At 39.4% G+C, this 24,897-nt stretch carries 35 protein-coding genes and 1 tRNA gene; 5 read left to right on the top strand and 31 right to left on the bottom strand.

The genetic code is table 11. The annotated features are described in order from the left end of the window. The first annotated feature begins 8 nt into the window (after positions 1 to 8). Positions 9 to 896 (top strand): 3-hydroxybutyryl-CoA dehydrogenase, encoded by an 888-nt coding sequence (locus H0W62_00425; GenBank protein MBA3647013.1) that lies wholly within the window; start codon positions 9 to 11, stop codon positions 894 to 896. Positions 897 to 929: 33 nt separating this feature from the next. Further along, positions 930 to 1,001, top strand: a tRNA-Gly gene (locus tag H0W62_00420). A gap of 631 nt (positions 1,002 to 1,632) precedes the next feature. Here the strand turns inward: H0W62_00420 and H0W62_00415 are convergent. Both H0W62_00415 and H0W62_00410 read right to left on the bottom strand, forming a co-directional pair. Continuing rightward, positions 1,633 to 2,970, bottom strand: a complete 1,338-nt coding sequence (locus tag H0W62_00415) for a RagB/SusD family nutrient uptake outer membrane protein (protein MBA3647012.1) — start codon at positions 2,968 to 2,970, stop codon at positions 1,633 to 1,635. Between the two features lie 34 nt (positions 2,971 to 3,004). Further along, a complete protein-coding gene (locus tag H0W62_00410; GenBank protein ID MBA3647011.1) occupies positions 3,005 to 5,992 on the bottom strand; it encodes a SusC/RagA family TonB-linked outer membrane protein in 2,988 nt (995 codons plus the stop codon). 173 nt (positions 5,993 to 6,165) lie between these two features. Between H0W62_00410 and H0W62_00405 the strand changes: the two genes are divergently transcribed. The 3 genes from H0W62_00405 to H0W62_00395 all read left to right on the top strand — a co-directional run bounded on the left by H0W62_00405 (position 6,166) and on the right by H0W62_00395 (position 8,810). Next, positions 6,166 to 6,612 (top strand): NUDIX domain-containing protein, encoded by a 447-nt coding sequence (locus H0W62_00405; protein MBA3647010.1) that lies wholly within the window; start codon positions 6,166 to 6,168, stop codon positions 6,610 to 6,612. Positions 6,613 to 6,695: 83 nt separating this feature from the next. Continuing rightward, a complete protein-coding gene (locus tag H0W62_00400; protein MBA3647009.1) occupies positions 6,696 to 7,481 on the top strand; it encodes a DUF2807 domain-containing protein in 786 nt (261 codons plus the stop codon). A gap of 81 nt (positions 7,482 to 7,562) precedes the next feature. Continuing rightward, on the top strand, positions 7,563 to 8,810 hold the full coding sequence (locus H0W62_00395; GenBank protein MBA3647008.1) for a dicarboxylate/amino acid:cation symporter: 1,248 nt from the start codon (positions 7,563 to 7,565) through the stop codon (positions 8,808 to 8,810). Between the two features lie 17 nt (positions 8,811 to 8,827). Here the strand turns inward: H0W62_00395 and H0W62_00390 are convergent, their stop codons facing one another. The 29 genes from H0W62_00390 to rplD form a co-directional block, all read right to left on the bottom strand. After that, the gene (locus H0W62_00390) at positions 8,828 to 9,973 is read right to left on the bottom strand and encodes a hypothetical protein (GenBank protein MBA3647007.1); all 1,146 of its coding nucleotides are present in this window, start codon (positions 9,971 to 9,973) and stop codon (positions 8,828 to 8,830) included. Positions 9,974 to 10,354: 381 nt separating this feature from the next. Continuing rightward, positions 10,355 to 10,906 carry a 50S ribosomal protein L17 gene (gene rplQ, locus H0W62_00385; protein ID MBA3647006.1) on the bottom strand — a complete coding sequence of 184 codons (552 nt, stop codon included), beginning with the start codon at positions 10,904 to 10,906 and terminating at the stop codon, positions 10,355 to 10,357. 45 nt (positions 10,907 to 10,951) lie between these two features. Further along, complete coding sequence (locus H0W62_00380; protein ID MBA3647005.1) at positions 10,952 to 11,944, bottom strand: DNA-directed RNA polymerase subunit alpha; 993 nt, start codon at positions 11,942 to 11,944, stop codon at positions 10,952 to 10,954. 77 nt (positions 11,945 to 12,021) lie between these two features. Beyond that, positions 12,022 to 12,627 (bottom strand): 30S ribosomal protein S4, encoded by a 606-nt coding sequence (gene rpsD / locus H0W62_00375; protein ID MBA3647004.1) that lies wholly within the window; start codon positions 12,625 to 12,627, stop codon positions 12,022 to 12,024. Between the two features lie 31 nt (positions 12,628 to 12,658). Beyond that, positions 12,659 to 13,048 (bottom strand): 30S ribosomal protein S11, encoded by a 390-nt coding sequence (gene rpsK, locus H0W62_00370; GenBank protein MBA3647003.1) that lies wholly within the window; start codon positions 13,046 to 13,048, stop codon positions 12,659 to 12,661. A 60-nt stretch (positions 13,049 to 13,108) separates the two neighbouring features. Beyond that, complete coding sequence (gene rpsM / locus H0W62_00365; protein MBA3647002.1) at positions 13,109 to 13,492, bottom strand: 30S ribosomal protein S13; 384 nt, start codon at positions 13,490 to 13,492, stop codon at positions 13,109 to 13,111. 83 nt (positions 13,493 to 13,575) lie between these two features. Beyond that, positions 13,576 to 13,692: a 50S ribosomal protein L36 gene (rpmJ, locus tag H0W62_00360; GenBank protein MBA3647001.1), complete on the bottom strand. Its 117-nt coding sequence runs from the start codon at positions 13,690 to 13,692 to the stop codon at positions 13,576 to 13,578. A gap of 41 nt (positions 13,693 to 13,733) precedes the next feature. After that, positions 13,734 to 13,952, bottom strand: a complete 219-nt coding sequence (gene infA, locus H0W62_00355; protein ID MBA3647000.1) for a translation initiation factor IF-1 — start codon at positions 13,950 to 13,952, stop codon at positions 13,734 to 13,736. Between the two features lie 39 nt (positions 13,953 to 13,991). Continuing rightward, the gene (gene map / locus H0W62_00350; GenBank protein MBA3646999.1) at positions 13,992 to 14,774 is read right to left on the bottom strand and encodes a type I methionyl aminopeptidase; all 783 of its coding nucleotides are present in this window, start codon (positions 14,772 to 14,774) and stop codon (positions 13,992 to 13,994) included. A 1-nt stretch (position 14,775) separates the two neighbouring features. Then, the gene (gene secY / locus H0W62_00345) at positions 14,776 to 16,113 is read right to left on the bottom strand and encodes a preprotein translocase subunit SecY (protein MBA3646998.1); all 1,338 of its coding nucleotides are present in this window, start codon (positions 16,111 to 16,113) and stop codon (positions 14,776 to 14,778) included. A gap of 5 nt (positions 16,114 to 16,118) precedes the next feature. Further along, positions 16,119 to 16,565, bottom strand: a complete 447-nt coding sequence (gene rplO, locus H0W62_00340; protein MBA3646997.1) for a 50S ribosomal protein L15 — start codon at positions 16,563 to 16,565, stop codon at positions 16,119 to 16,121. Continuing rightward, positions 16,562 to 16,747, bottom strand: a complete 186-nt coding sequence (gene rpmD / locus H0W62_00335; GenBank protein MBA3646996.1) for a 50S ribosomal protein L30 — start codon at positions 16,745 to 16,747, stop codon at positions 16,562 to 16,564. The genes rplO and rpmD overlap by 4 nt, the downstream gene beginning before the upstream one ends. 5 nt (positions 16,748 to 16,752) lie before the next feature. Beyond that, complete coding sequence (gene rpsE, locus H0W62_00330; protein ID MBA3646995.1) at positions 16,753 to 17,271, bottom strand: 30S ribosomal protein S5; 519 nt, start codon at positions 17,269 to 17,271, stop codon at positions 16,753 to 16,755. A 72-nt stretch (positions 17,272 to 17,343) separates the two neighbouring features. Beyond that, the gene (locus H0W62_00325) at positions 17,344 to 17,694 is read right to left on the bottom strand and encodes a 50S ribosomal protein L18 (GenBank protein MBA3646994.1); all 351 of its coding nucleotides are present in this window, start codon (positions 17,692 to 17,694) and stop codon (positions 17,344 to 17,346) included. 38 nt (positions 17,695 to 17,732) lie between these two features. Continuing rightward, complete coding sequence (rplF, locus tag H0W62_00320) at positions 17,733 to 18,296, bottom strand: 50S ribosomal protein L6 (GenBank protein ID MBA3646993.1); 564 nt, start codon at positions 18,294 to 18,296, stop codon at positions 17,733 to 17,735. Between the two features lie 53 nt (positions 18,297 to 18,349). Then, positions 18,350 to 18,751 (bottom strand): 30S ribosomal protein S8, encoded by a 402-nt coding sequence (gene rpsH, locus H0W62_00315; GenBank protein ID MBA3646992.1) that lies wholly within the window; start codon positions 18,749 to 18,751, stop codon positions 18,350 to 18,352. A 42-nt stretch (positions 18,752 to 18,793) separates the two neighbouring features. Further along, a complete protein-coding gene (gene rpsN, locus H0W62_00310; GenBank protein ID MBA3646991.1) occupies positions 18,794 to 19,063 on the bottom strand; it encodes a 30S ribosomal protein S14 in 270 nt (89 codons plus the stop codon). After that, positions 19,063 to 19,620 carry a 50S ribosomal protein L5 gene (gene rplE / locus H0W62_00305; GenBank protein MBA3646990.1) on the bottom strand — a complete coding sequence of 186 codons (558 nt, stop codon included), beginning with the start codon at positions 19,618 to 19,620 and terminating at the stop codon, positions 19,063 to 19,065. The genes rpsN and rplE overlap by 1 nt, the downstream gene beginning before the upstream one ends. Before the next feature lie 15 nt (positions 19,621 to 19,635). Beyond that, positions 19,636 to 19,953: a 50S ribosomal protein L24 gene (rplX, locus tag H0W62_00300; GenBank protein MBA3646989.1), complete on the bottom strand. Its 318-nt coding sequence runs from the start codon at positions 19,951 to 19,953 to the stop codon at positions 19,636 to 19,638. Positions 19,954 to 19,998: 45 nt separating this feature from the next. Next, complete coding sequence (gene rplN, locus H0W62_00295) at positions 19,999 to 20,367, bottom strand: 50S ribosomal protein L14 (GenBank protein ID MBA3646988.1); 369 nt, start codon at positions 20,365 to 20,367, stop codon at positions 19,999 to 20,001. 79 nt (positions 20,368 to 20,446) lie between these two features. Further along, positions 20,447 to 20,701, bottom strand: coding sequence for a 30S ribosomal protein S17 (gene rpsQ / locus H0W62_00290; protein MBA3646987.1), 255 nt, complete (start codon positions 20,699 to 20,701; stop codon positions 20,447 to 20,449). A gap of 54 nt (positions 20,702 to 20,755) precedes the next feature. Beyond that, a complete protein-coding gene (gene rpmC, locus H0W62_00285; protein MBA3646986.1) occupies positions 20,756 to 20,962 on the bottom strand; it encodes a 50S ribosomal protein L29 in 207 nt (68 codons plus the stop codon). A gap of 52 nt (positions 20,963 to 21,014) precedes the next feature. After that, positions 21,015 to 21,434: a 50S ribosomal protein L16 gene (gene rplP, locus H0W62_00280; protein MBA3646985.1), complete on the bottom strand. Its 420-nt coding sequence runs from the start codon at positions 21,432 to 21,434 to the stop codon at positions 21,015 to 21,017. 35 nt (positions 21,435 to 21,469) lie between these two features. Beyond that, positions 21,470 to 22,252: a 30S ribosomal protein S3 gene (rpsC, locus tag H0W62_00275; protein ID MBA3646984.1), complete on the bottom strand. Its 783-nt coding sequence runs from the start codon at positions 22,250 to 22,252 to the stop codon at positions 21,470 to 21,472. Positions 22,253 to 22,278: 26 nt separating this feature from the next. Next, positions 22,279 to 22,761, bottom strand: coding sequence for a 50S ribosomal protein L22 (gene rplV / locus H0W62_00270; GenBank protein MBA3646983.1), 483 nt, complete (start codon positions 22,759 to 22,761; stop codon positions 22,279 to 22,281). A gap of 10 nt (positions 22,762 to 22,771) precedes the next feature. Further along, positions 22,772 to 23,044: a 30S ribosomal protein S19 gene (rpsS, locus tag H0W62_00265; GenBank protein MBA3646982.1), complete on the bottom strand. Its 273-nt coding sequence runs from the start codon at positions 23,042 to 23,044 to the stop codon at positions 22,772 to 22,774. Positions 23,045 to 23,079: 35 nt separating this feature from the next. After that, positions 23,080 to 23,904: a 50S ribosomal protein L2 gene (rplB, locus tag H0W62_00260; protein MBA3646981.1), complete on the bottom strand. Its 825-nt coding sequence runs from the start codon at positions 23,902 to 23,904 to the stop codon at positions 23,080 to 23,082. Between the two features lie 39 nt (positions 23,905 to 23,943). Then, positions 23,944 to 24,237: a 50S ribosomal protein L23 gene (gene rplW, locus H0W62_00255; protein ID MBA3646980.1), complete on the bottom strand. Its 294-nt coding sequence runs from the start codon at positions 24,235 to 24,237 to the stop codon at positions 23,944 to 23,946. A gap of 7 nt (positions 24,238 to 24,244) precedes the next feature. Further along, positions 24,245 to 24,877 (bottom strand): 50S ribosomal protein L4, encoded by a 633-nt coding sequence (gene rplD, locus H0W62_00250; GenBank protein ID MBA3646979.1) that lies wholly within the window; start codon positions 24,875 to 24,877, stop codon positions 24,245 to 24,247. Between the last annotated feature and the right edge of the window lie 20 nt (positions 24,878 to 24,897).

Raw genomic sequence — 24,897 nt, 5'->3', positions numbered from 1 at the left:
TATTTAACATGGAAAAAGTAAGTGTAATTGGTGCGGGTACTATGGGAAATGGCATTGCACAATTATTCGCTATGCATGGATTCGCCGTGAACATGATTGATGTATCTCACGAAGCTTTGGAAAAAGCGAAAGCCACTATATCAAAAAATCTTGATAGAATGCTGGCTAAAAATTTAATCAGTGAACCGGAAAAAGAAAGTGCACTTGCCAACATCAGCATTAATACTTCACTTTCTTCCGGTATTGCTGACGCAGAACTGATAGTGGAGGCAGCTACAGAAAATCTTCAATTGAAATTAAAAATATTTTCCCAACTTGATCAAAGTGCACCTTCGAACGCCATTCTTGCTTCTAATACTTCATCCATTTCCATTACAAAAATTGCATCAGAAACCAGGCGTGCCGATAAAGTGATTGGCATGCATTTCATGAATCCCGTTCCTGTAATGAAGTTGGTGGAAGTAATCAGGGGATATGCAACATCCGATGCAACTACTAAGGTAATTATGGACCTATCAAGAACACTAAATAAGAGTCCTGTAGAAGTTAATGATTATCCCGGCTTTATTGCAAACAGGCTTTTGATGCCGATGATAAATGAAGCGATCTATTCTTTATATGAAGGTGTTGCCGGTGTTGTTGAGATTGATACCGTTATGAAATTAGGTATGGCTCACCCCATGGGACCACTGCAGCTTGCTGATTTTATTGGCCTTGATGTTTGTCTTTCTATTTTAAAAGTGTTGCAGGAAGGATTTGGAAATTCAAAATATGCTCCATGTCCGTTGTTGCAAAATATGGTGTCTGCCGGTAAGTTTGGCGTAAAAAGCGGTGAAGGATTTTATCAATATAAAGCAGGGGTTAAAGAACTAATAATTGCAGACAGATTTAAATAATTTGTAATCAGAATAATTAATAATTTTTTCCATGCGGGAATAGCTCAGTGGTAGAGTGTTAGCTTCCCAAGCTGAAAGTCGCGGGTTCGAATCCCGTTTCCCGCTCTTATATTTCACTGCCTTTTTTATTTAACTGTCTTTAGATTCTGCATCGATCTTTTAATCATTTGTCATATAAGAGTTAACTTTTTTTAACCCTTCTTTTTGAATACTCTTGGCACCAAATTAGACTTTAGGAATGTTAGCTTTTTAAACATATTTGGTTTGAATGAAAGTATTGAAATTTGATCTCTATTTATTATACCCCGCATTTTCTTCAAACATATAGGTTTGGTGTTACCCTGTATCGAGACAGAAGATGATTTAGGGGAAGCCCTTCTCAATATGGGAAGGGCTTTTTTATTTAGAATAAATATATGATACTGAACATTCCTTATTAAGTGATATTTATCCCTTTTCATCCATCATAAATTCTTCTACGTCAATAAACATGGTCAAATTATGTTTGCTGAATACGATCCATGTTCAGGTTGGAATGAAATTCGATATTACTTAATAATAAAATCGATACATTGAAAACTATTTTTATTGATATTAAATTTTATGAAGGCAGTAGTGCAACCAGCACCGCTACAGAACCAGGCCAGGCGACGGGGAATTCCTAATATTTTCTAATTCTTTTTAAATAAAAGAGGCCATTAATTTAACAAAAGGCCTCTTTTATTACTTAAGTAATTTAATGAGTTTCACTCAGAGGTATCGGAAAGTTCGTCCAGATGTGGTCATCAGGGCGATCAAGCGGAAGAATGTTTAGCATATTATACCGTCTTAGGTCTACCCATCGATGACCTTCAAATGCCAGAGAATATCTTCGCTCATAAAGCAACTCATTGATAAGGCTTGTTTGATCTGTGGCTCCCGTATATTCTGTTAACCCATGAGCAGTACGAATAATGTTTAAGTCACTTATGGCACTTGCTGTTTGCCCGAGGTTAATTTCTGCCTCAGCAGCAAGCAAAATCAACTCTTCATTACGAATTATGGCCACCGGGGAAGTATTAGTTGGATAGATAAAAACGTCGCGGTCGCTTGTCAAATCTTTTTGAGAATAAGGTATGTCACGCAGAGGTGCCTTATTAATACGATCGTCTTCCGGCAAAATATCAGTTGCATAATGTGGCTCCACTCCCCGCAATTCTCCCGTTGCATTTCTCGGAAAATATAAAGGATTGGTAATGTCATGCGAACCGTTGGAAAATACGTGATAGACTCCTGCATAAAAATCTCCAGCCCGGTTTAAAAAGGATTGATCCAGATCGGTTAGAGTTAAAGTCCAATTTTTACTATATGTAGCAACTCGGGCAGCCAATGCGCGATTTACCAACAGGAAATCAGCAGGGGTTTCAATAGACGCAACAGAAACGGGGCCTCTTGATGAAATGGTGGTAAGGAAACTAAAACTACAGGAAGGATCTTTTAATTCATTAGCGGCATCATCCAGAAAAGATAAGATGTAAGCCAAGCCTTCTTCCCTCCCTACTAAAGGCCCTAAATTAAGGGGATTTTCGACATCGATGCGAATAGTATCCATTAAATTAAGGCACATTAGTAATTGATAAGCTTGCATTGTTTTCGCATAAGCATAATATCCCAGTCTTTCGCCATCTGTGATAAAGGTTGAGTTCCTTGCAGCCGATATAAGTGTATTTGCAGTACGTATCGTGGCATAGCAATAGCCCCATGGATTTGTTACATAAAAGGTATTGTTATTAAGGGTAGAACTTCCTGCACCTAACAGGTCTGATAAATAACGAGGCTCAGAGCCTGAATATCGTATATGCTCCCGCCCTGCTACTCCTACATCATCTATATAATAAGGCAAATATGTACGGGAAGATGCCTCAGTGCCTGTTACAAGGGATTGAAGAACACTTTTGTTAGCATTTACTGTATCTTCATCTATAGCTGGGTTATTAAAGTTAGAATAATCAAATTTCTGACAACTTACATTAACCAGCATTAAGATGCTGATACAAATCATTAAGGGCAGTTTTATAAATAGGTTAGTTTTCATTTTTTAAGATTTAGAAAGTTACTTTCTTTATATTCTAAAATTCAAAAGACACATGAGCATAGAATTCCCGGGATGAAGGAAAAGGGTTAACCTCAATTCCGGTTGCGACGCCGTTAATGCCGAAGTTATTTACTTCCGGATCATAACTTTTATAATCAGTAATGGTAAAAAAGTTATTTGCTGATACACCAATCCTAACTCCTTTTACGATTGCATCCGGTTGTTTTAAAGGGAAATTGTAATACAATCCAATTTCGCGGAAGCGAAAATATCCTGCCTGCTGAATAAAATATTTTGATGTTACTCCTAATGCATCGACCCTGATAGTTCCATTGGGCGTGCCTTCCGGATCGATTGCTGGATCGCTAATAGTTTGAGCATCATAATCAGGAGAGGTTCCAAACAAATCAAAAAGTAATTGTGATAAATTAATAATCTGATAATCGTATTTCCATAATCCGACAATATTTAAAGAAAAATTCTTAGCTATAATAAATTCTTCTGCAAAAGACATTTGAAACTTTGGTTCTCCATTGCCCCAAACCGTATCCGCACTGGTAGGCGAGATACCTATTATTTGTGTCGCAGATTCTCCCTGCTCCAGGAAGTAAGTGCCTAATGTGGTACCAAAACCACCACTTGGTGGGGGAAATGCCGGAACGTCGAGTTTGGTAACAGTAGCACGATTCAGCCAAAATGCGATATTAGATGTCCAGATAAAATTAGAAGTGCTTATGGGAATTATACCTAATTGAATTTCTACTCCTTTATTCTGAAGTGTTCCACCATTAATCCATTTTGTAGCAAAACCGGAAGAACTCGGCAATTGCGCCTGAAGCAGCAGATCTTCATCTGTTTTTACATAATAGCTTGCGGTAAGCGATAGCCTGCCCTTGAATATGGATAGATCAAAGCCTGTTTCTAATTCTTTCTGACGCTCGGATTTAATATCAGGATTTCCTAACACAACTGTTGGATCGTTAACCGTAGAGCCGCCTAAGCCCCCTATATTGGAAGCTGGGAGCTGTGTACTTCTGACACCGTAGGGTGGAAAATTTCCGGATTCCCCGTAGGCAATTCGAAGCTTTAAAGCATCAAGATTATTTGATGATCCTATAAGCTTATTTACATTAAATGCCAATGATGCCTTGGGGTACGCTACGTATCTCAGGAAATCAGCTACGTTCGAACTGCGATCAAGACGAATACTCCCTGTTGCAATCAGGAGATCGTTATAATTTATTTCTTCCTGAACAAAAAAACCTTCAAATCGATTTCGCTGACGCGTTTGATCCGCAGAAATGGCGGCTGACTGACCTACATTGGTTTGTACACCAATAATACTCTTAGCAGTATTTAAAATTCCATCAAAGCGATTTTCATTTTCAGTAAACCCTGCTGAAGTTGTAAAATCAATCTTATCACCTGGTTTAGCGTAGTAAACTAAAAATGCTCCAATATTTAAATTCAGGTTGTTATTGAACCCCTGTATAGATACGCCATTATCTCCATTCCCATTCGATTCAAACTGCAAAGCACTAGGGAAAATGGAGGTTGTTTTAAAATTGTAATAATCGAAACCTGCCTGGCCCACTAAATTCAAGTATCCCTTATTGTTTTGGTAAAGTGATATTTTTATTTCTGCGCCATGGGTTGTACGCGCCACGGTTTCATTGTTGGTAATAAGTGCTACTGTTTGTAAGGGATTTGAGGCGCCCAGCGGATTATCCGGATATATGCCATTTACTGAATGTAAATTCACAAATTCAGGTGTTGTTGCAAGAGCAATACTTAACGTTACACTTCTGTTGTCGTTGTTAAAAAGTCCTCTATCAGCATAAGTATTTATAAATGATCCGCTATATGAAAAGTTAACTTTATCCGAAAGCTTCTCGTCTATATTAGCACGAAGACTATATGCTTTATACCCTGTGTTCGTTACAATACCATCGTCATGATTATAAGTACCACTGACATAGAAAGTAGTTTTATCATTTCCCCCACTGAAAGATAGATGAGTATGAGAGGCAATACCCGCATGTCCAAATAATTCCTTTTCATAGTTCCATGATTGGCCATTTGCCTGGCTAAATAAATCAAGACCCTGTGCGCCATAGGTTCCTTCTGCTGTTTGAGCTGTGAAATGACGAACACCTAATAATTTTCTTGGAATAACAACACCTAAATCCTGTGATAGAGAAACCTTGGTTTCGCCGGGTGTGCCTCGCTTGGTAGTAATGATAACTACTCCGGCAGCAGCTTGCGAACCATAAATGGCAGCTGCTGATGCACCTTTTAAGATCTCTACATTTGCAATATCATCAGGATTTAAATCTGCTATTCTATTAGATGGATTATCCTGGTTACTGGCGGCTCCCCCTTGTTGAGCTGCAGTTATAGTGTTCAGGCCTGCTGCTATTGCATTATTGTTAAAGTAAACACCATCCACCACATACAATGGCTGAGAATTTCCAAATATACTGGTAACCCCCCGGAAGCGTACGTTAATACCACCGCCTGGAGCACCTGAATTTGATAAAATATTAGAGCCTGGAATTTTTCCAGTCAGGGCTGCATCAAATGTGGTCGGAACTGTTACTCCTGTTATTTGCTTAGCATTGAGAGTAGCAATATCATTAGCAAGATTTGAACGCTTAACGCTTGTGGCAAGGCCGGTTACAACTACTTCCTCAAGGTGAGCTATATCTTGTTCCAATGTAATATCCAGTCTGCCAGAAGCTGCCCTTGAAGCAGGAACCTGAAGCTGCTTATATCCAATGTATGTAAATATTACTGTACCTGCCGTACCAATGGACAATGTGAAATTTCCATCTGCATCGGTAGAAGCCCCGCTTAATGTTTTTATTCCTTCCCAGTACGTTACAGTCACTCCAATAAGGGGCTCTTTTGTCTTTGCATCTGTAACTTTACCTTTTATTGCAGACATCTGAGATAAACCAGTATTTGCGTAAATGAGCAACAATAAAAACAAGCTACAGGATTGTAGAAGTCGTTTTCTCATATAGAAAGATTTTGTTCCGAAAAATATTAATGTTTTATTTAGAAAGCAAGGATTTATTGTTAACCCCGCCATTCATGAATTCACTTTGAGATTATGATGTTCCTTCGTGAACATTTTTACTTTATGCTAATTATCAGTTAGCTTTATTTTTATTGACGATAGTACTGATAAGTATGCCTGAAAAATTTATTATTCGTGTTTACGGCCTTTTGATAGATGTTGAAAGAGGAGTGTTGGTTGCAGATGAAATGGAAGCAGGTCAGCGATTTACAAAGTTTCCGGGAGGAGGTCTGGAATGGGGCGAAGGAACACATGACTGCCTGATACGGGAATGGAAAGAAGAATTAGGACAGGATATTATTCCAACCGAACATTTCTATACTACAGATTTTTTCCAGGTTTCAGCCTTTAATAAAGACTACCAGGTACTCAGTATTTATTATCTGATAAAAACAATCGGTGAACCACAGATTCCATTTTCGGTTAGAAAGTTTGATTTTAAGGAAGAAACAAATGGCGCCGAATCATTCCGATGGATCACACTAAACGATTTTCATGAAGATCTTCTTACCTTTCCTATTGATCGGCATGTGGCAAAATTGATTAGAAATAAATTTTAAAATATAGAAGACCTGTAACTTTTGCTCCTATAATGAGCTTAATCCTTTTCATCTAATTTTTTTAATAAAACAATTTTCCTTCTATGAAAAAATCACCCTTTCTTTCTTTGATTCTGCTACTTCTTATTGTCACCTCCTCGTGTGTAAATTCTCAAAATGTTATTACAGGCAAAGGAGAAATGATTTCTCAAAGCCGCAACGTCAGCGATTTTAAAAATATTACATTGAATGTTCCGGGGGATGTATACTTAACGCAGGGAAATTTTAATTGCAGTATTTCCGCCCAGCAAAATGTTCAGGATGTACTTATAACCGAAATTAAAGGAGATGCATTAATTATAAGGTATAAGGATCATACTAATGTACGCACCTCTCTTGATATTAAGATAAACGTGAGTTTGCCCGCTTTAACAGGAGTAGAAATAAACGGTTCAGGAAATGTTTATGCCCAGGGTGATTTTTCATCCGATAAAATGAAACTGGAAGTAAACGGATCCGGCAATTTAAAAATGTTAAACGTTTCTGCCAGCACATTTAACGCAGAGGTAAATGGATCAGGCGGAGTGGAAATGAAAGGATTGGTTAGTGATAACCTAATTGCTACAGTAAATGGATCAGGAACTGTTTCCAGGCTTACCGGAAATGTTAAAAGTGTTAAGTTGAATATTAATGGATCCGGAGAAATACAGGCTGCTGAATTATCCGGCGAATCGGTAAAAGCATCTATTTCAGGTTCCGGAACCATAAAAATCGGTGTTCATGGCTCACTCGATGCCGAAGTAACAGGAAGCGGCGATGTGTACTATAAAGGAACTCCCGGTTCCATTCATAAGGATGTTACCGGCTCGGGCAGTGTAAGTGCACTTTGAATCCCACATATTTTCTAGACTCTGATTTAGTGCAGAGTCTTTTATCAATATATTTTATCTTGCCGCCTGACCAAAAAAAATATGCTCAGGCGCCTTAATCTCACCGTACAGATCATTATTGCCATGGTGCTCGGCATTATTGTCGGGCAAGTCTTTAGAGCCACCCACAGTGATCCGGAACAGCTGAAATCTTTTAGTACCTCTATACAAATCCTGAGTGATATTTTTCTCCGGCTGATCAAAATGATCATTGCACCGCTGGTGTTTTCTTTGCTGCTGGTAGGCATTGCCAAAGCAGGAGATTTCAAGACAGTGGGAAGAATAGGATTGAAGACTATTGTCTATTTTACTGTGGCTGCTTTGTTAGCAATGCTAACAGGCCTGACAATAGTAAATATTTTTCAGCCGGGTAAAACATTAAATCTGCAGCAGGAAACATCGGCTTCAATAGCCACAAATAAATTTAATGCAAAGGAATTCATAACACATCTTTTTCCTGAAAGTGTGGTGGATTCAATGGCACATAATCAGATTTTGCCCATCATTATTTTTGTCATTTTTTTTGGGATAGCAGTGGCTGCAATCGGGGAAAAAGGAAAAATTATAATTCTATTTTTTGATGCTGCAGCCCATGCCATGCTAAAGCTTACCGGATATGTAATGAAAACGGCCCCCATCGGAGTCTTTGGGGCCATTACATCAGTAGTTGCACAGCAGGGTCTAACAATATTAAAGGGATATTTTACTATTATCGTTTTGTTTTATGCAGGGTTGCTGATTTTTATATTCGGAATTTTGTTTTCAATCTGCCTTCTCACCAAAATTAATTTCATTAAACTGTTTAATGAGGTTAAACAACCCATGCTTATTGCTTTTACTACTGCAAGCTCAGAAGCAGCAATGCCGAAGACCATTGTGGGCCTGGAACGATTTGGCTGTTCCAACCGCATTGTGAGCTTTGTATTACCGTTGGGATATTCCTTTAACTTGGATGGCTCCATTCTCTACATGATATTTGCTGCAATGTCTCTTGCACAGGCATACCATATGGATCTTTCTATTGGTCAGCAGATTACTATGATGCTGGTGTTACTAGTAAGCAGCAAGGGAATGGCTGGTGTACCCAGAGCTTCATTGGTAGTATTGGCCGGAATGCTTACTGTTTTCAATATTCCATCAGCAGGATTAACAGTATTACTGGCTATAGATTGGTTATTTGATATGGGGAGGGCATGCACCAATGTAATCGGCAATGCAGTAGCCACAGCAGTAGTGGCTAAATGGGAAGATGGCTCTCAAGTGAATGAATTTGGTAAAGATGATATCTGAATTCAGACAAAGATTTGTCAATTATCCGAAGAGGACCTTTTTAGCCTGACTAATTTAAATTCTGTCTTATAAATCATATACGCCCCATATGAGTATTCGAATAATCTGTTCTGAAAATCATAGTATGGCTCAAAGCGGAGATTGACATAAAAACCAGGAAACCATTCTTTTTCATACATAAGACTGGCGAGCAGTAATTCACGTTGAGGCTCATAATAATTTCTATCGAGGGAGGATTGAGATTGGTAAAGTAATCCACCTATTCCAGCAATATAATTTTGACCATTCCAATAACTAATAAGCAAATCAATGTTAAATTTTGATTTGAATAAAACGTTTAAATAAGTGCCATGCCCTATCGAATCAAGGCTCTGTTTAAAAGGGCTGAGATTTTTGAAATAGGTATAATAATTATCAAGGCGAATTTCCTTTAAAAATGATTGCTCATGTAACCAGCTTATACGCATTCCAAATGATTCATTCCATAAAGTTACAATGTGGCCCTCCTGATTAGAATTTATCTGACCGCCAAAGTGATGTATAACACCCTGAACCGGGATATCGATTTGCCAGTGAGGTTTATTAACAATTCTTCCGTTTAAATTAAAACCGGCTGTAATAACCTCATTAAAATTGGAGCCCGGATAGATCATGCGTTCCCAATCAATCCAGGTATCTGATTGAAATAATTTTTTTTTAATAAGCACCTGACCACCATTCTCAACATGCTTATTAATATATCTCTCAAAATCAAACATAGGTTGAATAATACCATGATTCAAATTACCTTCCAGCGTTCCCACAATTAAGGCAAAACCATTTCTTTCGGCTTTCATGGTAATTTCAGGAATTACCTGGCGAATGGTATCATTTCCAAAATCTCTTCTTAAGAACACACCTGCCTGAATGCGAAAAAAGGGATTGGGATTCCAGGTTACAGAGGTGTTAAGCATATCTCCAAAAAAAGTATATCCCGTTGCAATCCTGTTGAAGTATTCATTATCTTTCATAAATACTGAATTCGATACGCGCAGCTTTATCCATCTGGAATTATCAGATGTGATAGGAATTGAATCTTTTAAGCTGCTATTATCAAATTGCGCAGAAACCAGTTTTGTAAGGTGTATTAACACCAAAAACACGATACAACAGCTGTTTCTCAAAGAGTATTTTTTAGGGAAAGCTTCATTTACATATACAGTTTTCAAAGCTATGCATCTGCATTCAATATGAAAATTATTGTAAGCAAAATATTGCATATGTGATATTAACGTCAATTATGAAGTGCTATGCTGAACAACATAATAAGGACAATGCAATTAAAATTCTTGTTATGATATTTAAGATTAAAAAGCAAGTAATAAGGTTATAGTGGAAAAGAAGAATTTGTGCGGAAGAGGCTTTATTAACAATAATTCGATTGCATTCTACCATCAATTATTTAGAGCATGCCTTGGAAACTATTTGAGAGACATTCATTTTAATAGTTAACAAAAAAAAGGCGTCCGTTCGGGACGCCCTATCCTGGTTATTTGCATTAGTCTTTAAGAACCACCCGTTTTTCGCTGCCTGATTTTTGGTGCATTTGGTGTTTTGGTAGTTGGCTTTTTTTCACCTCTTGCTTTATCCGTTTTTGATTCTGTTTTCATTCCTGGGGACTTTTTGCCGGCCCTCCTTGTGCGCTTCTTTTGGATGTTTTCAGCGGTTGTATCGGTTTCTTTTACTTCTCCGCTCAATAAGCTGTAATCAACTAATTCAATTAATGCCATATCAGCATTATCTCCGGGGCGAAATCCAATTTTGATTACGCGTGTATAGCCACCCGGCCGGGAAGCTATTTTCTCGGCAACTTCACCAAACAATAAATCCACAGCCTCTTTACTGCGAAGTAAACTGAATACCATGCGGCGGTTATGCGTACTGTCCTTTTTAGCTCTTGTAAGTAAAGGCTCTACATAACCCCTCAATGCTTTTGCTTTAGCCGTGGTAGTGGTTATGTTTTTATGTAAAATCAATGAAGTAGCCATATTGCTCATCAATGCTTTACGGTGCTGCGTATCCCTGCCAAGGGGGTTGATTTTGTTCTGGTGTCTCATATCAACTTATCTAAATTTAATGTGGATACATCCAATTATCCTTACCTATTCCTCTAAACCAAACTTGCCTAAATCCATTCCGAAATGAAGACCCTTTTCATTAATTAATGCTTCAATTTCCATTAAGGATTTACGACCAAAGTTCCGGAATTTTAAAAGCTCATTGGTATCATACTTCACCAATTCACTCAGTGAGCTGATTTTAGCAGCCTTCAAACAGTTGTAAGCCCTTACAGACAAATCCAAATCTTCAAGAGGTGTCTTCAGCAATTTACGCATATGAAGTATGTGCTCATCCACTACATCATCCTCTTTTTTCTCTTTGCTGTCAAAAGTTATATTCTCATCCGAGATCAGCATCAGATGCTGAATAAGAATGCGAGCGGCTTCTTTTATTGCTTCTTCAGGATGAATAGTTCCGTCAGTAGCAATTTCAAAAATCAATTTTTCATAATCCGTTTTCTGCTCCACACGTGTGTTTTCCACACTGTACTTAACATTTTTAATCGGCGTATAGATAGCATCGGTGGCAATTGTGCCAATGGGTGCGTCTTTTATTTCATTATCTTCAGCAGGTACGTAACCCCGCCCTTTAGATACCATAATTTCCAGATCAAGTTTTACACTCCGCTCCATTCTGCAGATCACAAGATCAGGATTCATGATCCTGAAATTAGAGGATGCCTTTTCAATATCACCTGCCCGGAAATCATCTTTATTTTTTATAGAAATTAAAACCTTCTCCTGAGGCAATTCCTCTTCGGTGGTCTTTTTAAAACGAATTTGTTTTAGATTCAGAATGATTTCCGTTACATCCTCAATCACTCCCTTAATAGTAGAAAATTCATGGTCCACGCCACTGATGCGAACAGAAGAGATGGCATAGCCTTCTAATGAAGAAAGCAAGACCCGCCTTAAAGCATTTCCAATGGTAACGCCAAAGCCCGGTTCAAGTGGACGAAATTCAAATAACCCTTCAAAATCTGTTGCTTTTTGAAGAACGATTTTATCAGGTTTTTGAAATGTTAGTAAAGCCATTTATAATTGTTTTATGTTGAAAATTACTTGATCTGAGTAAGAATGTAAACGGTAGTAGTGCAGTATTGGAAACAAGATTATTTTGAATACAATTCCACAATTAATTGCTCATGAATATTTTCTGGTATCTGATCCTTTTCAGGCAAGGCCAGAAAAATACCCTGAAGCTTATCGCTATTCCATTCGAGCCATGGATATTTTGCATCTCTGTTCCCAAGCGCCTGTTTAACAGCACCAAACTCCGCAGATTTACCTTTCAATCCAATTACATCACCCGGTTTTAAAATGTAAGAAGGAACATTAGCTACTCTTCCATTCACCGTGATATGCTTATGGGAAACAAGCTGACGGGCACCCCGGCGTGTCGGTGAAATACCTAAACGATACACTGTATTATCCAGTCTTGATTCCAGCAGCTTGAGAAGGTTTTCACCCGTAACTCCTTTTTTACGGACGGCCTCACCATAAAATCTGGCAAACTGCCGCTCCAGCAAGCCATAGGTCATCTTTGCTTTTTGTTTTTCTTTAAGCTGCGTTGCATACTCGGACGTCTGCTTTTTCTTGCGCGACAGCCCATGCATTCCGGGAGGGTGATTTTTCTTTTCAAGTGCTTTGGTATAACCCATAATCGGTTCACCGAAACTTCTATTCACTTTTGCCCTGGGTCCTGTGTATCGAGCCATATTATAGTCTTAATCTAAAATTATCTGATATTTAAACTCTTCTTCTTTTAGGGGGGCGGCAGCCATTATGCGGAAGCGGAGTTACATCGCGGATCACCGTTACATCAATACCTGAAGCTGAAATTGATCGAATCGCTGATTCACGCCCTGAACCGGGTCCCTTCACAAAGACTTCTACCTTTCTCATTCCTGAGTCATGAGCAACTTTTGAAGCCTCCTGCGCCGCAACCTGGGCAGCATAAGGAGTATTTTTCTTAGAACCTTTAAAACCTACCTTTCCCGCAGATGACCAGGAAATAACCTGACCGGTTTTATTGGTGAAGGTGATAATAATATTATTAAAACTGGCCTGAATGTGAACATGACCTTCCGGCTCTGCCTTAATCGTTCTTTTCTTAGCTACCTTTTTTACTTCTGCCATGAATGCAAAAATTATTAGTTCTTATATAATTTGCTTTGTCAAGCGTTGATAATTAACTTTCTATTTCTTAGCTGGTGCCTTTTTCTTACCGGCCACTGTTTTCCTTTTACCTTTTCTTGTACGGGAATTAGTACGTGTGCGCTGCCCTCTTGTAGGCAAGCCCTTTCTATGACGAATGCCACGATAACATCCAATATCCATCAGCCGCTTAATGTTAAGCTGAACTTCGGAACGAAGTGCACCTTCTACTTTCCAATCATTATTTATAATCGTACGGATAGAATTCAGTTCATCATCGTTCCAGTCCTTTACCTTCTTAAAAATGTCAACTCCCGCATCCTGTAAAATTTTTTTTGCGCCTGATTGGCCAACACCAAAAAGATAAGCGAGCCCTACATAGCCCTGCTTATTTTTAGGTAAATCAACACCTGAGATACGTGCCATTAATTTTATTTTTTTCTGCGGTTAAGACATTGATCTTAACCGTTATTAAAAGATATAAGAGATCTTATTATCGCTGCAAGAGTTTAACCCTGACGTTGTTTAAAACGTGGGTTCTTTTTATTGATGACGTAAAGCTTTCCTTTTCTGCGAACTATTTTGCAGTCTACGCTTCGTTTTTTTATGGATGCCCGAACCTTCATTATATATCGATTAAATGTTATTAATGTTTTCCTATCTGGTATTACTTAAACCGGTATGTAATTCTTCCTCTTGTTAAATCATAAGGTGACATTTCAACTGTAACCTTATCGCCTGGAAGAATCCGGATGTAATGCATCCTCATTTTCCCGGATATTGTGGCGATAATTTCATGACCGTTTTCAAGACGAACCCGAAACATTGCATTAGATAACGCTTCTGTAATTGTCCCGTCTTGTTTTATTAAATCCTGCTTCGCCATTCAAATTTTTGAGGTGCAAATATCGGTTTTAATTGCTGACTATACAACGGTTCCGTAAACAACCTCTTCAATGAATTCAAAAGTGGTTAACACATCAGGACCATTCCTGGTAATCGCAACAGTATGTTCGAAATGCGCCGAGGGTAATTTATCTTCTGTATAAATTGTCCAACCATCAGGTGATTGCATTACGTTTCGCTTACCCATATTCACCATCGGTTCAATGGCAATAACCAATCCTTCCAGCAACTTGGTACCTGCACCCCGTTTACCATAATTAGGCACTTCCGGATCTTCATGTAATTTCTTCCCCAGACCATGACCAACCAGTTCCCTGACTATTGAATAGCCATTTCGCTCAACAAAGTCCTGCACGGTAAATGCAATGTCCCCTATCCTCTTCCCAACGCGTGCCTGTTCTACTGCAAGAAACAACGACTCCCGGGTAATTTGCATTAACCTTTTTTTTTGTTCATCTATTTCTCCTACAGCAAAGGTGTAGGCGCTGTCTCCATAAAATTTATCTAGCACAACTCCTGTATCGATAGATACAATATCACCTTCTTTTAAAGCATAACTTCCGGGTACCCCATGAACTATCTGCTCATTTACTGATACACAAAGTGTGTTCGGGAACCCTCTGTAACCAAGGAAAGCCGGATACGCTCCATGGTCACGAATAAATTCTTCTCCAATAACGTCCAGATCAATCGTGGTGATACCAGGCTTAATGTTTTTTGCTACTTCAGCAAGGGTCCTGGAAACAAGCAAAGAACTTTTCCTGATGTTCTCAATTTCTTCAACTGTTTTGTAATAAATCATATCAGGAAGAAACTTGTACACCTTGAGTACGGCCTTTTATCCGGCCTGATTTCATTAAGCCATCATAATGGCGCATCAATAAATGACTCTCAATCTGTTGAAGAGTATCCAAAACCACACCTACCAAAATAAGTAGTGATGTTCCACCGTAAAAATTGGCGAACTGAGTATTTACACCAAAAATTCTGGCAAAAGATGGCATAATTGCTACAAAGGCTAAAAATAATGCACCTGGTAAAGTGATCCTTGACATTACATTATCTATGAAGTTGGCAGTTTGTCTTCCGGGTTTTACGCCAGGAATAAAACCTCCATTACGTTTCATATCATCAGCCATCTGAATCGGGTTTACGATCAGGGCTGTATAAAAATAAGTGAAAATCACTATTAGTATGGTAAATATAAAGCTGTACCAAAAGGAACCGGGATTTGTAAAGGTTGTAGCTCCCTGCATAGCAGCCGAATCAGGAAAAAACTGGGCTATAGTTGCCGGAATAAACATTAAAGCCTGCGCAAAGATTATAGGCATAACTCCGGCAGCGTTAACTTTTAATGGTATGTATTGCCGGACGCCGCCATATTGCTTATTTCCTACTACCCTTTTTGCATATTGAACCGGTATTTTCCGGGTTCCCTGTACCAGCATAATTACCACCACTACAACTCCCAATAAAACCGCAATTTCCAATAGAAAGGCTATTGCCCCCCCTCCTTCATTAATACGGCTTTCGAATTCTGAAATTAAAGCAAATGGTAACCGGGCAATAATGCCTATCATGATTAAGAGTGAAATTCCATTTCCAATGCCGCGATCGGTTATTCTTTCGCCCATCCACATTACAAAGATGGTCCCTGCAGTAAGAATGGTAACCGAGGATAACCAGAATAAGCCATTGTCGTTAACAAGGTTGGCTCCAAGTCCGCTTTTTAAATATACAACATAGCCTGAAGCTTGTGCAGCTGTAATAAACACAGTTAAGACACGAGTAAATTGATTTATTTTCCTGCGACCGCTTTCTCCTTCTTTCTGCATCTTTTGAAATGTAGGAATCGCCATCGTCAACAATTGCATCACAATAGAAGCAGAGATATAAGGCATAATGCCAAGTGCAAAAATGGAAGCCCTGGAAAAGGCGCCTCCTGCAAAAATATCCAGCAGGCCAAATACTCCTTTAGCTGACTGCTGACCGAGTGACTCGAGCTGAACAGCATCTACGCCCGGAAGCACGATGTAAGAACCAACGCGATAGATGAAAACCAAAGCCAGGGTATATAAGATACGCTGACGCAGGTCATCTATTTTCCAGATGTTTTGTATAGTTTGAATGAAACGTTTCATTGCGATTATATCAGGTTAACAGTTCCTCCTGCTGCCTCAATTGCACTTTTTGCTGATTCGCTGACTGCATTCACATGAACATTCAGCTTTGTTTTTAATTCGCCATTACCAAGAATCTTAACACGGTCTTTCTTTCTGATAATGTGATTTTGAGTTAAGGTCTCATGGTTGATATCAGCTATACCGAATTTATCAGCATATTCCTGCAACTTTCCTAGGTTGATAATTTCATATTCTCTCCGGAACAAGTTTTTAAAACCACCCTTAGGAAGGCGACGCTGTAAAGGCATTTGACCACCTTCAAAGCCTCTCTTTTCTTTGTTACCGGACCGCTGACCTGCACCATTATTGCCACGTGTGGAAGTGCCACCATGGCCACTGCCCTCACCACGGCCAATTCTTTTTACCTTCTTTATAGAACCCTTTGCAGGCTTCAGGCTACTAAGATTCATATTTCTGCTTTTTCCACTGTAATTAAATGCTTCACTTTTACAATCATTCCCTGTATTTGAGGAGTATCCTCTTTTACAACCGACATGTGTAATTTTCTAATGCCTAATGCTTCAATAGTTTTCTTTTGACGGGCAGAACGATCAATAGCGCTTTTAACCTGCGTGATTTTTAATTTTGACATACACCTTATCCGTTAAACACTTTTTTTAAATTAACATTCCGGGTTTGTGAAATACTAATCGGATCGCGCAACATTGACAGGGCGAGTATAGTTGCTTTCACCACATTATGAGGGTTAGTAGAGCCGAGAGACTTTGCCAATACATCCGTAACACCCGCACTCTCCAGAACAGCACGCATAGCACCACCGGCAATTACACCCGTACCATGCGAGGCTGGTTTTATCCAGACCTTTGAAGCACCGCTTTTAGATATTTGTTCGTGTGGAATAGTTCCTTTATAAATAGGCACTTTAACCAGATTCTTCTTTGCATCATCAATTCCTTTGGTTATTGCTTCCTGTACTTCACTGGCTTTACCCAAACCCTGGCCTACAATACCATTACCATCACCCACTACCACGAGTGCAGAAAAACTAAAAGTGCGGCCTCCCTTAGTAACTTTTGCAACGCGTTGAATGCTTACTACTTTATCTTTAAGATCCAGCTCGCTCGCCTTTACCCTTTGTATGTTAGCTTGTGCCATATTTAATATTGAATTATCAGCATTTTGCTGTAACGGTAATTTTTTAAATGTTACTGCAAGTAATGCTTATTATTAAAATTTCAATCCACCCTCCCGGGCTCCATCGGCCAGCGCTTTTACACGCCCATGATACAGGTATCCTCCGCGATCGAAAACCACCGAGATAATACCAGCATCAACAGCTTGCCTGGCCAGTGTTCTTCCTACTTCTTTTGAGGCATCCACTTTATTACCTGTTTCTGATTTTACTACCCTGGAAGAAGCAGCAATCAAAGTATGCCCGTTAACATCATCAATTATCTGAGCGTATATATCGCGATTGCTGCGAAAAACAGAAAGCCGGGGACGTTCTTTTGTACCTGTAAGACTTTTTCTAATCCTTCTTCGTATTTTTTCTCTCCTTGCTTCTTTTCTAACTGACATCTTTTTATATTTACTACGGATTTTGCCGTAGATTGAAATTATTTAGCTCCTGTTGCAGCAGATTTGCCTGCCTTCCGTCTCAAAATTTCATTGCTGAATTTAATACCTTTTCCTTTATAAGGTTCGGGCTTTCGAACTCCTCGGATTTTAGCAGCAATCTGACCAATCAGCTGTTTATCATAGCTCTGTAAAGTAATCACAGGGTTTTGTCCTTTTAACTGCTCTGCCGTTGCTTTAATTTCTTTAGGCAATGCAAACATTACCGGGTGAGAATATCCAACTGACAACTCGAGCAACTGACCGGTTACGGTGGCACGAAATCCTACGCCAACAAGTTCAAGCTTCTTTTCATATCCATCAGTAACTCCTTTTACCATATTTGCAAGCAAAGCACGGTATAAGCCATGCAACGCTTTATGTCGTTTTTGCTCCGTAGCACGTTCGAGCTTAAGCACTCCATCTTCAATCTTCAAAGTAATATCAGGATCAAGCCTTTGAGACAATTGTCCTTTTGGACCCTTTACCGTTACCTCATTAGCAGGTGAAACAGTAACAGCAACACCTTTGGGAACTGAAACCGGTAATTTACCTATTCGTGACATGGTACTGTTTAATGTGTTTGTAATTTAAAATTACTATTAACTATTGTTGTTCGTTAATAAATATAGCACAAAACCTCACCCCCAATTTTTTGGGCACGCGCTTCCTTATCAGTCATTAATCCGTGAGATGTAGAAATAACTGTTATTCCCAATCCATTAATAACTCTTGGCAATTCATCTGCCGAAGCGTATTTTCTTAAACCCGGCCTGCTTGCCCGACGCAGTGTTCTGATGGCCGGTTGTTTAGTAACCTGATTATATTTTAAAGCAATTTTAATGACTCCCTGATTCCTTTCATTATCTTCAAATTTATATTTTAAAATATACCCTTTATCGTAAAGAATTTCCGTGAGGCGTTTTTTTACATTAGAAGCGGGAATTTCCACAATGCGATGGTTTGCAGCTAATGCATTGCGCATGCGGGTAAGGTAATCTGCTATAGGATCGGTAACCATTTGCTTAAACTTTGTTTTACTTAATATTATTCTTTTATCAAATTACCAGCTTGCCTTTGTGATGCCCGGAATTTTCCCATTTAAGGCAAGATCCCGAAATTTATTTCTTGAAACACCAAATTCCCGAAGAAATCCGCGTGGCCTGCCGGTCAGCTGGCAGCGATTGTGCATGCGGACTGCAGAAGAATTTTTCGGGAGCTTATCCAGTGCGGCATAATCGCCGGCGGCTTTGAGGGCTTTTCGTTTTTCAGCATATTTCGCCACCATACTTGCCCGCTTTCTTTCCCTGGCTTTAACTGATTCTTTTGCCATTATTTATCTTTTTTGAAGGGTAAACCTAATTCGCTTAATAAAGCTTTTGCTTCTTCATCTTTGGTAGTATTAGTAACAAAAGTGATGTCAAACCCATTGATTTTTGTTATTTTATCAATATCGATTTCCGGAAAAATGATATGTTCTGTAACACCGAGTGTATAGTTTCCTCTGCCATCAAAACTTTTATCGTTGATTCCCTTAAAATCACGAACACGTGGCAATGCCACAGCAATAAGGCGATCTAAAAATTCGTACATCTTTTCTCCACGAAGTGTTACCCTTACTCCTATGGCAGTGTTAACCCGCAATTTAAAGTTGGAAATATCTTTTTTAGACTTGGTTGATACCGCTCTTTGACCGCTAATAGAAGTCATTTCCTGGATGGCATTGTCAATTAATTTCTTATCCGCCGTTGCCGCGCCCACACCCTGATTAATACTGATTTTTTCCAGGCGTGGAACCTGCATGATTGATTTAAAACTAAATTGCTTCTGCAGGGCCGGAATTACCTGTTCGGTATAATGTTTTTTTAATCTTGGAGTGAATTTTTCCATTTGTCCTTATCTCTTTTACTTAATTATTTCACCGGAGCTCTTTGCTCCCTTTGCAAAACGTACAGATTTTCCGTCAACTATTTTTCTGCCGACCCGCGTTGGCTTGCCACCTTTGGGATCGAGCAACATAAGCTTAGAAACAGGAACGGCCGCTTCCTTTTTTACAATCCCGCCTTGAGTATTCTTTGCATTTGGCTTGGTATGTCTCGAGACGATATTAACACCTTCTACAAATGCTTTCCCTTCTGCCACAAGCACTTCAAGCACCCTGCCTTTTTTTCCTTTATCTTCTCCGGAACGGACGTATACCATGTCATTTTTCCTGACATGAATCTTAGGTGAAAAACGATTGCCCGTATTATTTGCTTTCATATTTTATTATAAAACTTCGGGTGCTAATGAAATTATTTTCATGAATTGTTTTTCCCGCAATTCTCTTGCTACAGGGCCAAAGATCCGTGTACCTCTCGGTTCATCCTGTGGATTAAGCAATACGCAGGCATTATCATCAAAGCGAATATAAGAGCCATCTTTTCTCCGGATGCGGTTCCGTGTTCGAACAATTACTGCTTTGGAAACGGTTCCTTTCTTTAACTGACCTGCTGGTATTACATCCTTAGCAGTAACCACCACAACATCTCCTACTGAAGCATATCGCTGACGGGAGTGACCTAGCAGCCGGATGACCAGTACTTCGCGCGCTCCGCTATTATCTGCCACATTCAACCTAGATTCCGACTGTATCATGACTTGATCTGTTTAATTTTGTCAGCTTTTTCTTTTTGATTACCTGATACTATTTATTAAAGATGCCAAAGGCTGTTTTCTACTTTACTTTCTCAACGATTTCCACAAGACGCCATCTCTTACTTTTGCTTAACGGCCTGGTCTCCATTATTCGAACGGTGTCCCCAATAGAGGCTTCCTGTTTTTCATCATGAGCCATGAATTTTTTAGTCTTTTTCAGGTATTTTCCATACAGGGGATGCTTTACCTTCCTTTCAATAGAAACCGTAATAGATTTATTCATCTTATTACTGGTAACAATACCTATCCTTGATTTTCTTAAATTTCTTTCCATGTATTATCTATTATCAATTGTAAACGGCGTTAAGAGACCTTCACAATAATTTGATTACTTATTAATAGCGGTTTCGCGCTTTTTTAATTCCGTTATCATCCTGGCTATGTCTCTGCGTGACCTTCTCAATACAATCGGGTTTTCCAACTGGCTTACGGTATGGTTGAATTTCATTTTCTTATAATGCATCCTGTCTTCTTTTAATTTTTCAACTACTTCCTGCGTAGACAGCTCCTTAAAATTTATTTTTTTGTTTGCCATTTGCTTTCAATTATCCTTAATTGACTACCTTTTAGTTTTACACTTAAATTAATTACGCTTTATAATCACGGGCCATCACAAACTTGGTATGTACAGGTAATTTCTGTGCTGCCAGATGCAATGCTTCTTTCGCTATGGCTAGTGATACGCCTTCCGCCTCAAATAAAATTCTTCCGGGCTTTACCACACTTACCCAGCCTTCAGGATTTCCTTTACCTTTTCCCATACGTACTTCCGCAGGTTTTTTTGTTAAAGGCTTATCCGGAAATACACGTATCCACACCTGCCCTTCCCGCTTCATATGCCGTGTTAGAGCCACACGTGCCGCCTCAAGTTGTTTATCTGTAAGCCAGGCCTGATCCAGGGTCTTTAATCCAAAGGAACCAAACGACAGCTGAGCACCACGCACATCATTACCTTTCATTTTACCCCTCTGTGTTTTACGGTATTTTGTCTTTTTCGGCTGTAACATGTTTCAATAACTTTATCTTCCGTATTAAAATCTAATTATTCTTTTGCACGACCTCTATCTCTATCCTTATCCCTTCCTCTTCCTATGCCACCAGGAGCACCGCCAGCTCTTCTTCTATCGCCTCCGGGACCGGCTCCTTTCGGTCGCTGCATTTCATTTGTTTTCTGACCCACATTTGGAGAAAGATCACGCTTACCATAGACTTCTCCTTTACAAATCCACACCTTAATGCCTATTTTACCATATACGGTCTGCGCTTCGCCCAAGGCATAATCAATATCTGCCCGAAAGGTATGCAGCGGCACTCTTCCCTGCTTAATCTCTTCCGAACGAGCAATTTCGGCACCACCCAAACGGCCACTGATCCTCACTTTTATTCCTTCAGCACCCATTCTTAAAGCTGATGCCATCGCCATTTTAATAGCACGTCTATAATTTATTCGTGCCTCAAGCTGCCGTGCAACGGTATCTGCAACAATTGCAGCTTCGATTTCCGGACGGCGGATTTCTACTATATTAATCTGAACCTCTTTATCTGTAATCTTCTTTAATTCTTCCTTAATCCTATCAACTTCTCCTCCGCCTTTGCCGATGATGATACCGGGACGGGAAGTGTGAATCGTAATAGTAATACGATTAAGCGTTCTCTCAATTACAATCTGGGCAATGCCTCCTTTAGAAATACGGGCCCTCAGGTATGTCCGGATTTTTTCATCGCCAACAAGTTTTTCGGCAAATTCCTTACCTCCAAACCAGTTGGATTCCCAACCCCTGATTATTCCAAGCCTGTTACCTATTGGATTTGCTTTTTGTCCCATTTGATATTATTCGTTGCGTGTTTTAATTATGATGCCACTGTTTCAATTTCCTTTTTCCTTCTTCGCCGTGACTTTTTCGGTGTGGTGTTAACCCCGGCACTGCTGCTATCTGCTACGGCGGTTTCCGGAACGGATTTTCCCCCCTTATCTTCAGGTATTAACACCATTTTCGAATCAACGATAATGGTAACGTGGTTAGATCGTTTACGTTTTTTATATGCTCTTCCGTGTGGCGCAGGCAGCCATCGTTTCAACATTTTGCCTCCATCTACAAAGACCGTTTTTACAATAAGCTGAGCATCTTCTACGCGGGTACCTTCATTTTGCTTCTCCCAGTTGTCAATTGCCGAACGCAGTAATTTTCCTATATCCTTTGAAGCATGCTTCGCATTATACTGAAGCATGTAAAGTGCTTTCTCTGCATTCATGCCCCGAACTACATCAGCCACATACCGCATTTTACGCGGTGATGATTGGCAGTTTCTTAATACAGCTTTAGCTTCCGCCATGTCTCGAATTTTAAGCAACAATTTTTTTAGATGAATGACCTTTAAAATTCCTGGTAGGAGCAAATTCACCTAATTTATGACCTACCATATTTTCACTTACATAAATAGGAATAAACTTATTTCCATTATGGACTGCAAAAGTATGACCCACAAATTCCGGTGTAATAGTGGACCGCCGTGACCATGTTTTAATAACCGTCTTTCTTCCGGATTGGCTCAATTTATCAACCTTTTGCTGAAGGGAATGGTCGACATATGGTCCTTTTTTAATGCTTCTGCTCATACTTAAAATAAGTTATCCTTTACGGATGTATTTTATTATTTCTTTCTTTTACTAATAATGTATTTACTGGATGGATTTTTAGGATGGCGTGTTTTTAAACCCTTCGCTAATAAACCCTTTCTGGAGCGCGGATGGCCTCCAGATGCTTTTCCTTCACCGCCTCCCATAGGGTGATCAACCGGATTCATTGCCACTCCACGGTTACGCGGACGTGTTCCTTTCCATCTTGTGCGGCCTGCTTTTCCTGATGTTTCTAGAATATGGTCAGGATTTGATGCTGAGCCAATGGTAGCCATACAGGTGGCCAACACCATGCGGTTTTCGCCGGAAGGCAATTTTATTATTGCAAATTTTCCCTCTTTTGCGCTAAGCTGTGCATTTGCACCTGCGCTACGCACCATTGCGGCGCCTTTGCCAGGATGTAACTCTATGTTATGAATTATGGTACCTAAAGGAATGTCTTTTAAAAATAATGCATTTCCAATTTCAGGAGGGGCATCGCTACCGGATAAAAGTGTTTGACCAACTTTTAAACCCTGTGGAGCAAGAATGTATTTTTTATCACCATCAACATAATGAAGCAAAGCAATAAATGCGGAACGATTTGGATCATATTCAATGGACTGCACCTTGGCTGGAACACCCTGTTTATCGCGTTTAAAGTCTATCAGGCGATACATTTGCTTATGACCACCTCCGATATATCGCATAGCACGACGCCCGGAGCTGTTTCGACCGCCGCTTTTCTTTGCCGGAACCAATAAGCTTTTTTCAGGTGTATCCGAAGTGAGTTCTGAAAATGAGTTAATGATTCTAAACCTTGTTCCCGGCGTAACCGGATTAAATTTTCGTACTGCCATTATATACTATTTATTCCCTGATCGTAATATTATACTTCACTACACATTAGCATAAAAATCAATTGCTTCCCCTTTTGCCAGCGTAACATATGCTTTTTTATAAGAGCTTTTCATACCCTTACTGCTTCCGGTCTTGGTGTGTCGTTGTGTTAACTTACCCGGGTTTACGGCCGTTGCCACACCTTTTACGGTAACGCCGTACATCTTTTCTACAGCGCTTTTTATTTGAATCTTATTTGCGTCTTTTGAAACAAGAAAGCCCACTTTATTCAGCTTCTGAGTAATCAGATTCATCTTCTCAGAAATTAGTGGTTTAATCAGTACATCTACCATGGTTGTTTCAATTTACTTCGTTAGTCGATTCAAATTGTTTCAAACTGCTTTCGACAAATAGCAATGTACCAGCATTTAAAATCTCATAGGTATTCAAATCTTTTACCGTTGAAATTTTACATTTTGACAGGTTGCGGCTTGCTAGCTTCAAATTATTACTGGCCTCACCGATCACCAGAATAATTTTCTTTTCCGCCACTCCTAAATTTTTAAGAATGCGGAAATACTCTTTTGTTTTATGGTCCTGCAGTTGAAAATCTTCTATTACTGCAATTCCGTTATCCTTAGCTTTATAACTGAGTGCAGATTTTTTAGCAAGATCCTTTACTTTTTTATTCAACTTAAAACTGTAATCCCTCGGTCGGGGACCAAAGATTCTTCCACCACCTGTGTAAAGAGGATTTTTTATGCTGCCCTTTCTTGCCCCGCCAGTACCCTTTTGCTTATGCAGCTTGCGGGTAGACCCGGATACTTCAGATTTCTCTTTTGCCTTATGGGTTCCCTGGCGCTGGTTTGCAAGAAACTGCTTTACGGCTAAATAGATGGCATGATCGTTAGGCTCAATACCAAAATGAGTATCTGGCAAATCGATGCTTCTGCCTGCCTTGTTTCCATCCATTTTGAGTACTTCCACTTTCATGCTCTTATACTTTAAAGAAT

This window comes from Chitinophagales bacterium (assembly GCA_013816805.1).
GTDB lineage: Bacteria > Bacteroidota > Bacteroidia > Chitinophagales > UBA10324 > MGR-bin340.
Note: the sequence above shows the minus strand (reverse complement) of the source record. Positions and strands in the feature narration are given on the sequence as shown.

Coding starts and splice junctions, on each gene's coding strand:
- rplE (MBA3646990.1), bottom strand. CDS start 19,620: ATGGAAAAATTCACTCCAAGATTAAAAAAACATTATACCGAACAGGTA.
- rpmJ (MBA3647001.1), bottom strand. CDS start 13,692: ATGAAGGTTCGGGCATCCATAAAAAAACGAAGCGTAGACTGCAAAATA.
- rplN (MBA3646988.1), bottom strand. CDS start 20,367: ATGATACAGTCGGAATCTAGGTTGAATGTGGCAGATAATAGCGGAGCG.
- rplW (MBA3646980.1), bottom strand. CDS start 24,237: ATGGTAGATGTACTGATTAAACCACTAATTTCTGAGAAGATGAATCTG.
- infA (MBA3647000.1), bottom strand. CDS start 13,952: ATGGCGAAGCAGGATTTAATAAAACAAGACGGGACAATTACAGAAGCG.
- H0W62_00395 (MBA3647008.1), top strand. CDS start 7,563: ATGCTCAGGCGCCTTAATCTCACCGTACAGATCATTATTGCCATGGTG.
- rpsE (MBA3646995.1), bottom strand. CDS start 17,271: ATGGCACAAGCTAACATACAAAGGGTAAAGGCGAGCGAGCTGGATCTT.
- rplV (MBA3646983.1), bottom strand. CDS start 22,761: ATGGCGGAAGCTAAAGCTGTATTAAGAAACTGCCAATCATCACCGCGT.
- secY (MBA3646998.1), bottom strand. CDS start 16,113: ATGAAACGTTTCATTCAAACTATACAAAACATCTGGAAAATAGATGAC.
- rpsH (MBA3646992.1), bottom strand. CDS start 18,751: ATGGTTACCGATCCTATAGCAGATTACCTTACCCGCATGCGCAATGCA.
- rplP (MBA3646985.1), bottom strand. CDS start 21,434: ATGTTACAGCCGAAAAAGACAAAATACCGTAAAACACAGAGGGGTAAA.
- H0W62_00325 (MBA3646994.1), bottom strand. CDS start 17,694: ATGTCAGTTAGAAAAGAAGCAAGGAGAGAAAAAATACGAAGAAGGATT.
- rpsN (MBA3646991.1), bottom strand. CDS start 19,063: ATGGCAAAAGAATCAGTTAAAGCCAGGGAAAGAAAGCGGGCAAGTATG.
- H0W62_00380 (MBA3647005.1), bottom strand. CDS start 11,944: ATGGCTTTACTAACATTTCAAAAACCTGATAAAATCGTTCTTCAAAAA.
- rpsQ (MBA3646987.1), bottom strand. CDS start 20,701: ATGGAAAGAAATTTAAGAAAATCAAGGATAGGTATTGTTACCAGTAAT.
- rpsC (MBA3646984.1), bottom strand. CDS start 22,252: ATGGGACAAAAAGCAAATCCAATAGGTAACAGGCTTGGAATAATCAGG.
- rpmC (MBA3646986.1), bottom strand. CDS start 20,962: ATGGCAAACAAAAAAATAAATTTTAAGGAGCTGTCTACGCAGGAAGTA.
- H0W62_00405 (MBA3647010.1), top strand. CDS start 6,166: ATGCCTGAAAAATTTATTATTCGTGTTTACGGCCTTTTGATAGATGTT.
- rplO (MBA3646997.1), bottom strand. CDS start 16,565: ATGAATCTTAGTAGCCTGAAGCCTGCAAAGGGTTCTATAAAGAAGGTA.
- rplQ (MBA3647006.1), bottom strand. CDS start 10,906: ATGAGACACCAGAACAAAATCAACCCCCTTGGCAGGGATACGCAGCAC.
- H0W62_00415 (MBA3647012.1), bottom strand. CDS start 2,970: ATGAAAACTAACCTATTTATAAAACTGCCCTTAATGATTTGTATCAGC.
- H0W62_00410 (MBA3647011.1), bottom strand. CDS start 5,992: ATGAGAAAACGACTTCTACAATCCTGTAGCTTGTTTTTATTGTTGCTC.
- H0W62_00425 (MBA3647013.1), top strand. CDS start 9: ATGGAAAAAGTAAGTGTAATTGGTGCGGGTACTATGGGAAATGGCATT.
- H0W62_00400 (MBA3647009.1), top strand. CDS start 6,696: ATGAAAAAATCACCCTTTCTTTCTTTGATTCTGCTACTTCTTATTGTC.
- rplB (MBA3646981.1), bottom strand. CDS start 23,904: ATGGCAGTACGAAAATTTAATCCGGTTACGCCGGGAACAAGGTTTAGA.
- rplD (MBA3646979.1), bottom strand. CDS start 24,877: ATGAAAGTGGAAGTACTCAAAATGGATGGAAACAAGGCAGGCAGAAGC.
- rpmD (MBA3646996.1), bottom strand. CDS start 16,747: ATGTCAAAATTAAAAATCACGCAGGTTAAAAGCGCTATTGATCGTTCT.
- rpsS (MBA3646982.1), bottom strand. CDS start 23,044: ATGAGCAGAAGCATTAAAAAAGGACCATATGTCGACCATTCCCTTCAG.
- rplF (MBA3646993.1), bottom strand. CDS start 18,296: ATGTCACGAATAGGTAAATTACCGGTTTCAGTTCCCAAAGGTGTTGCT.
- rpsK (MBA3647003.1), bottom strand. CDS start 13,048: ATGGCAGAAGTAAAAAAGGTAGCTAAGAAAAGAACGATTAAGGCAGAG.
- rpsD (MBA3647004.1), bottom strand. CDS start 12,627: ATGGCTCGATACACAGGACCCAGGGCAAAAGTGAATAGAAGTTTCGGT.
- map (MBA3646999.1), bottom strand. CDS start 14,774: ATGATTTATTACAAAACAGTTGAAGAAATTGAGAACATCAGGAAAAGT.
- rpsM (MBA3647002.1), bottom strand. CDS start 13,492: ATGGCACGTATCTCAGGTGTTGATTTACCTAAAAATAAGCAGGGCTAT.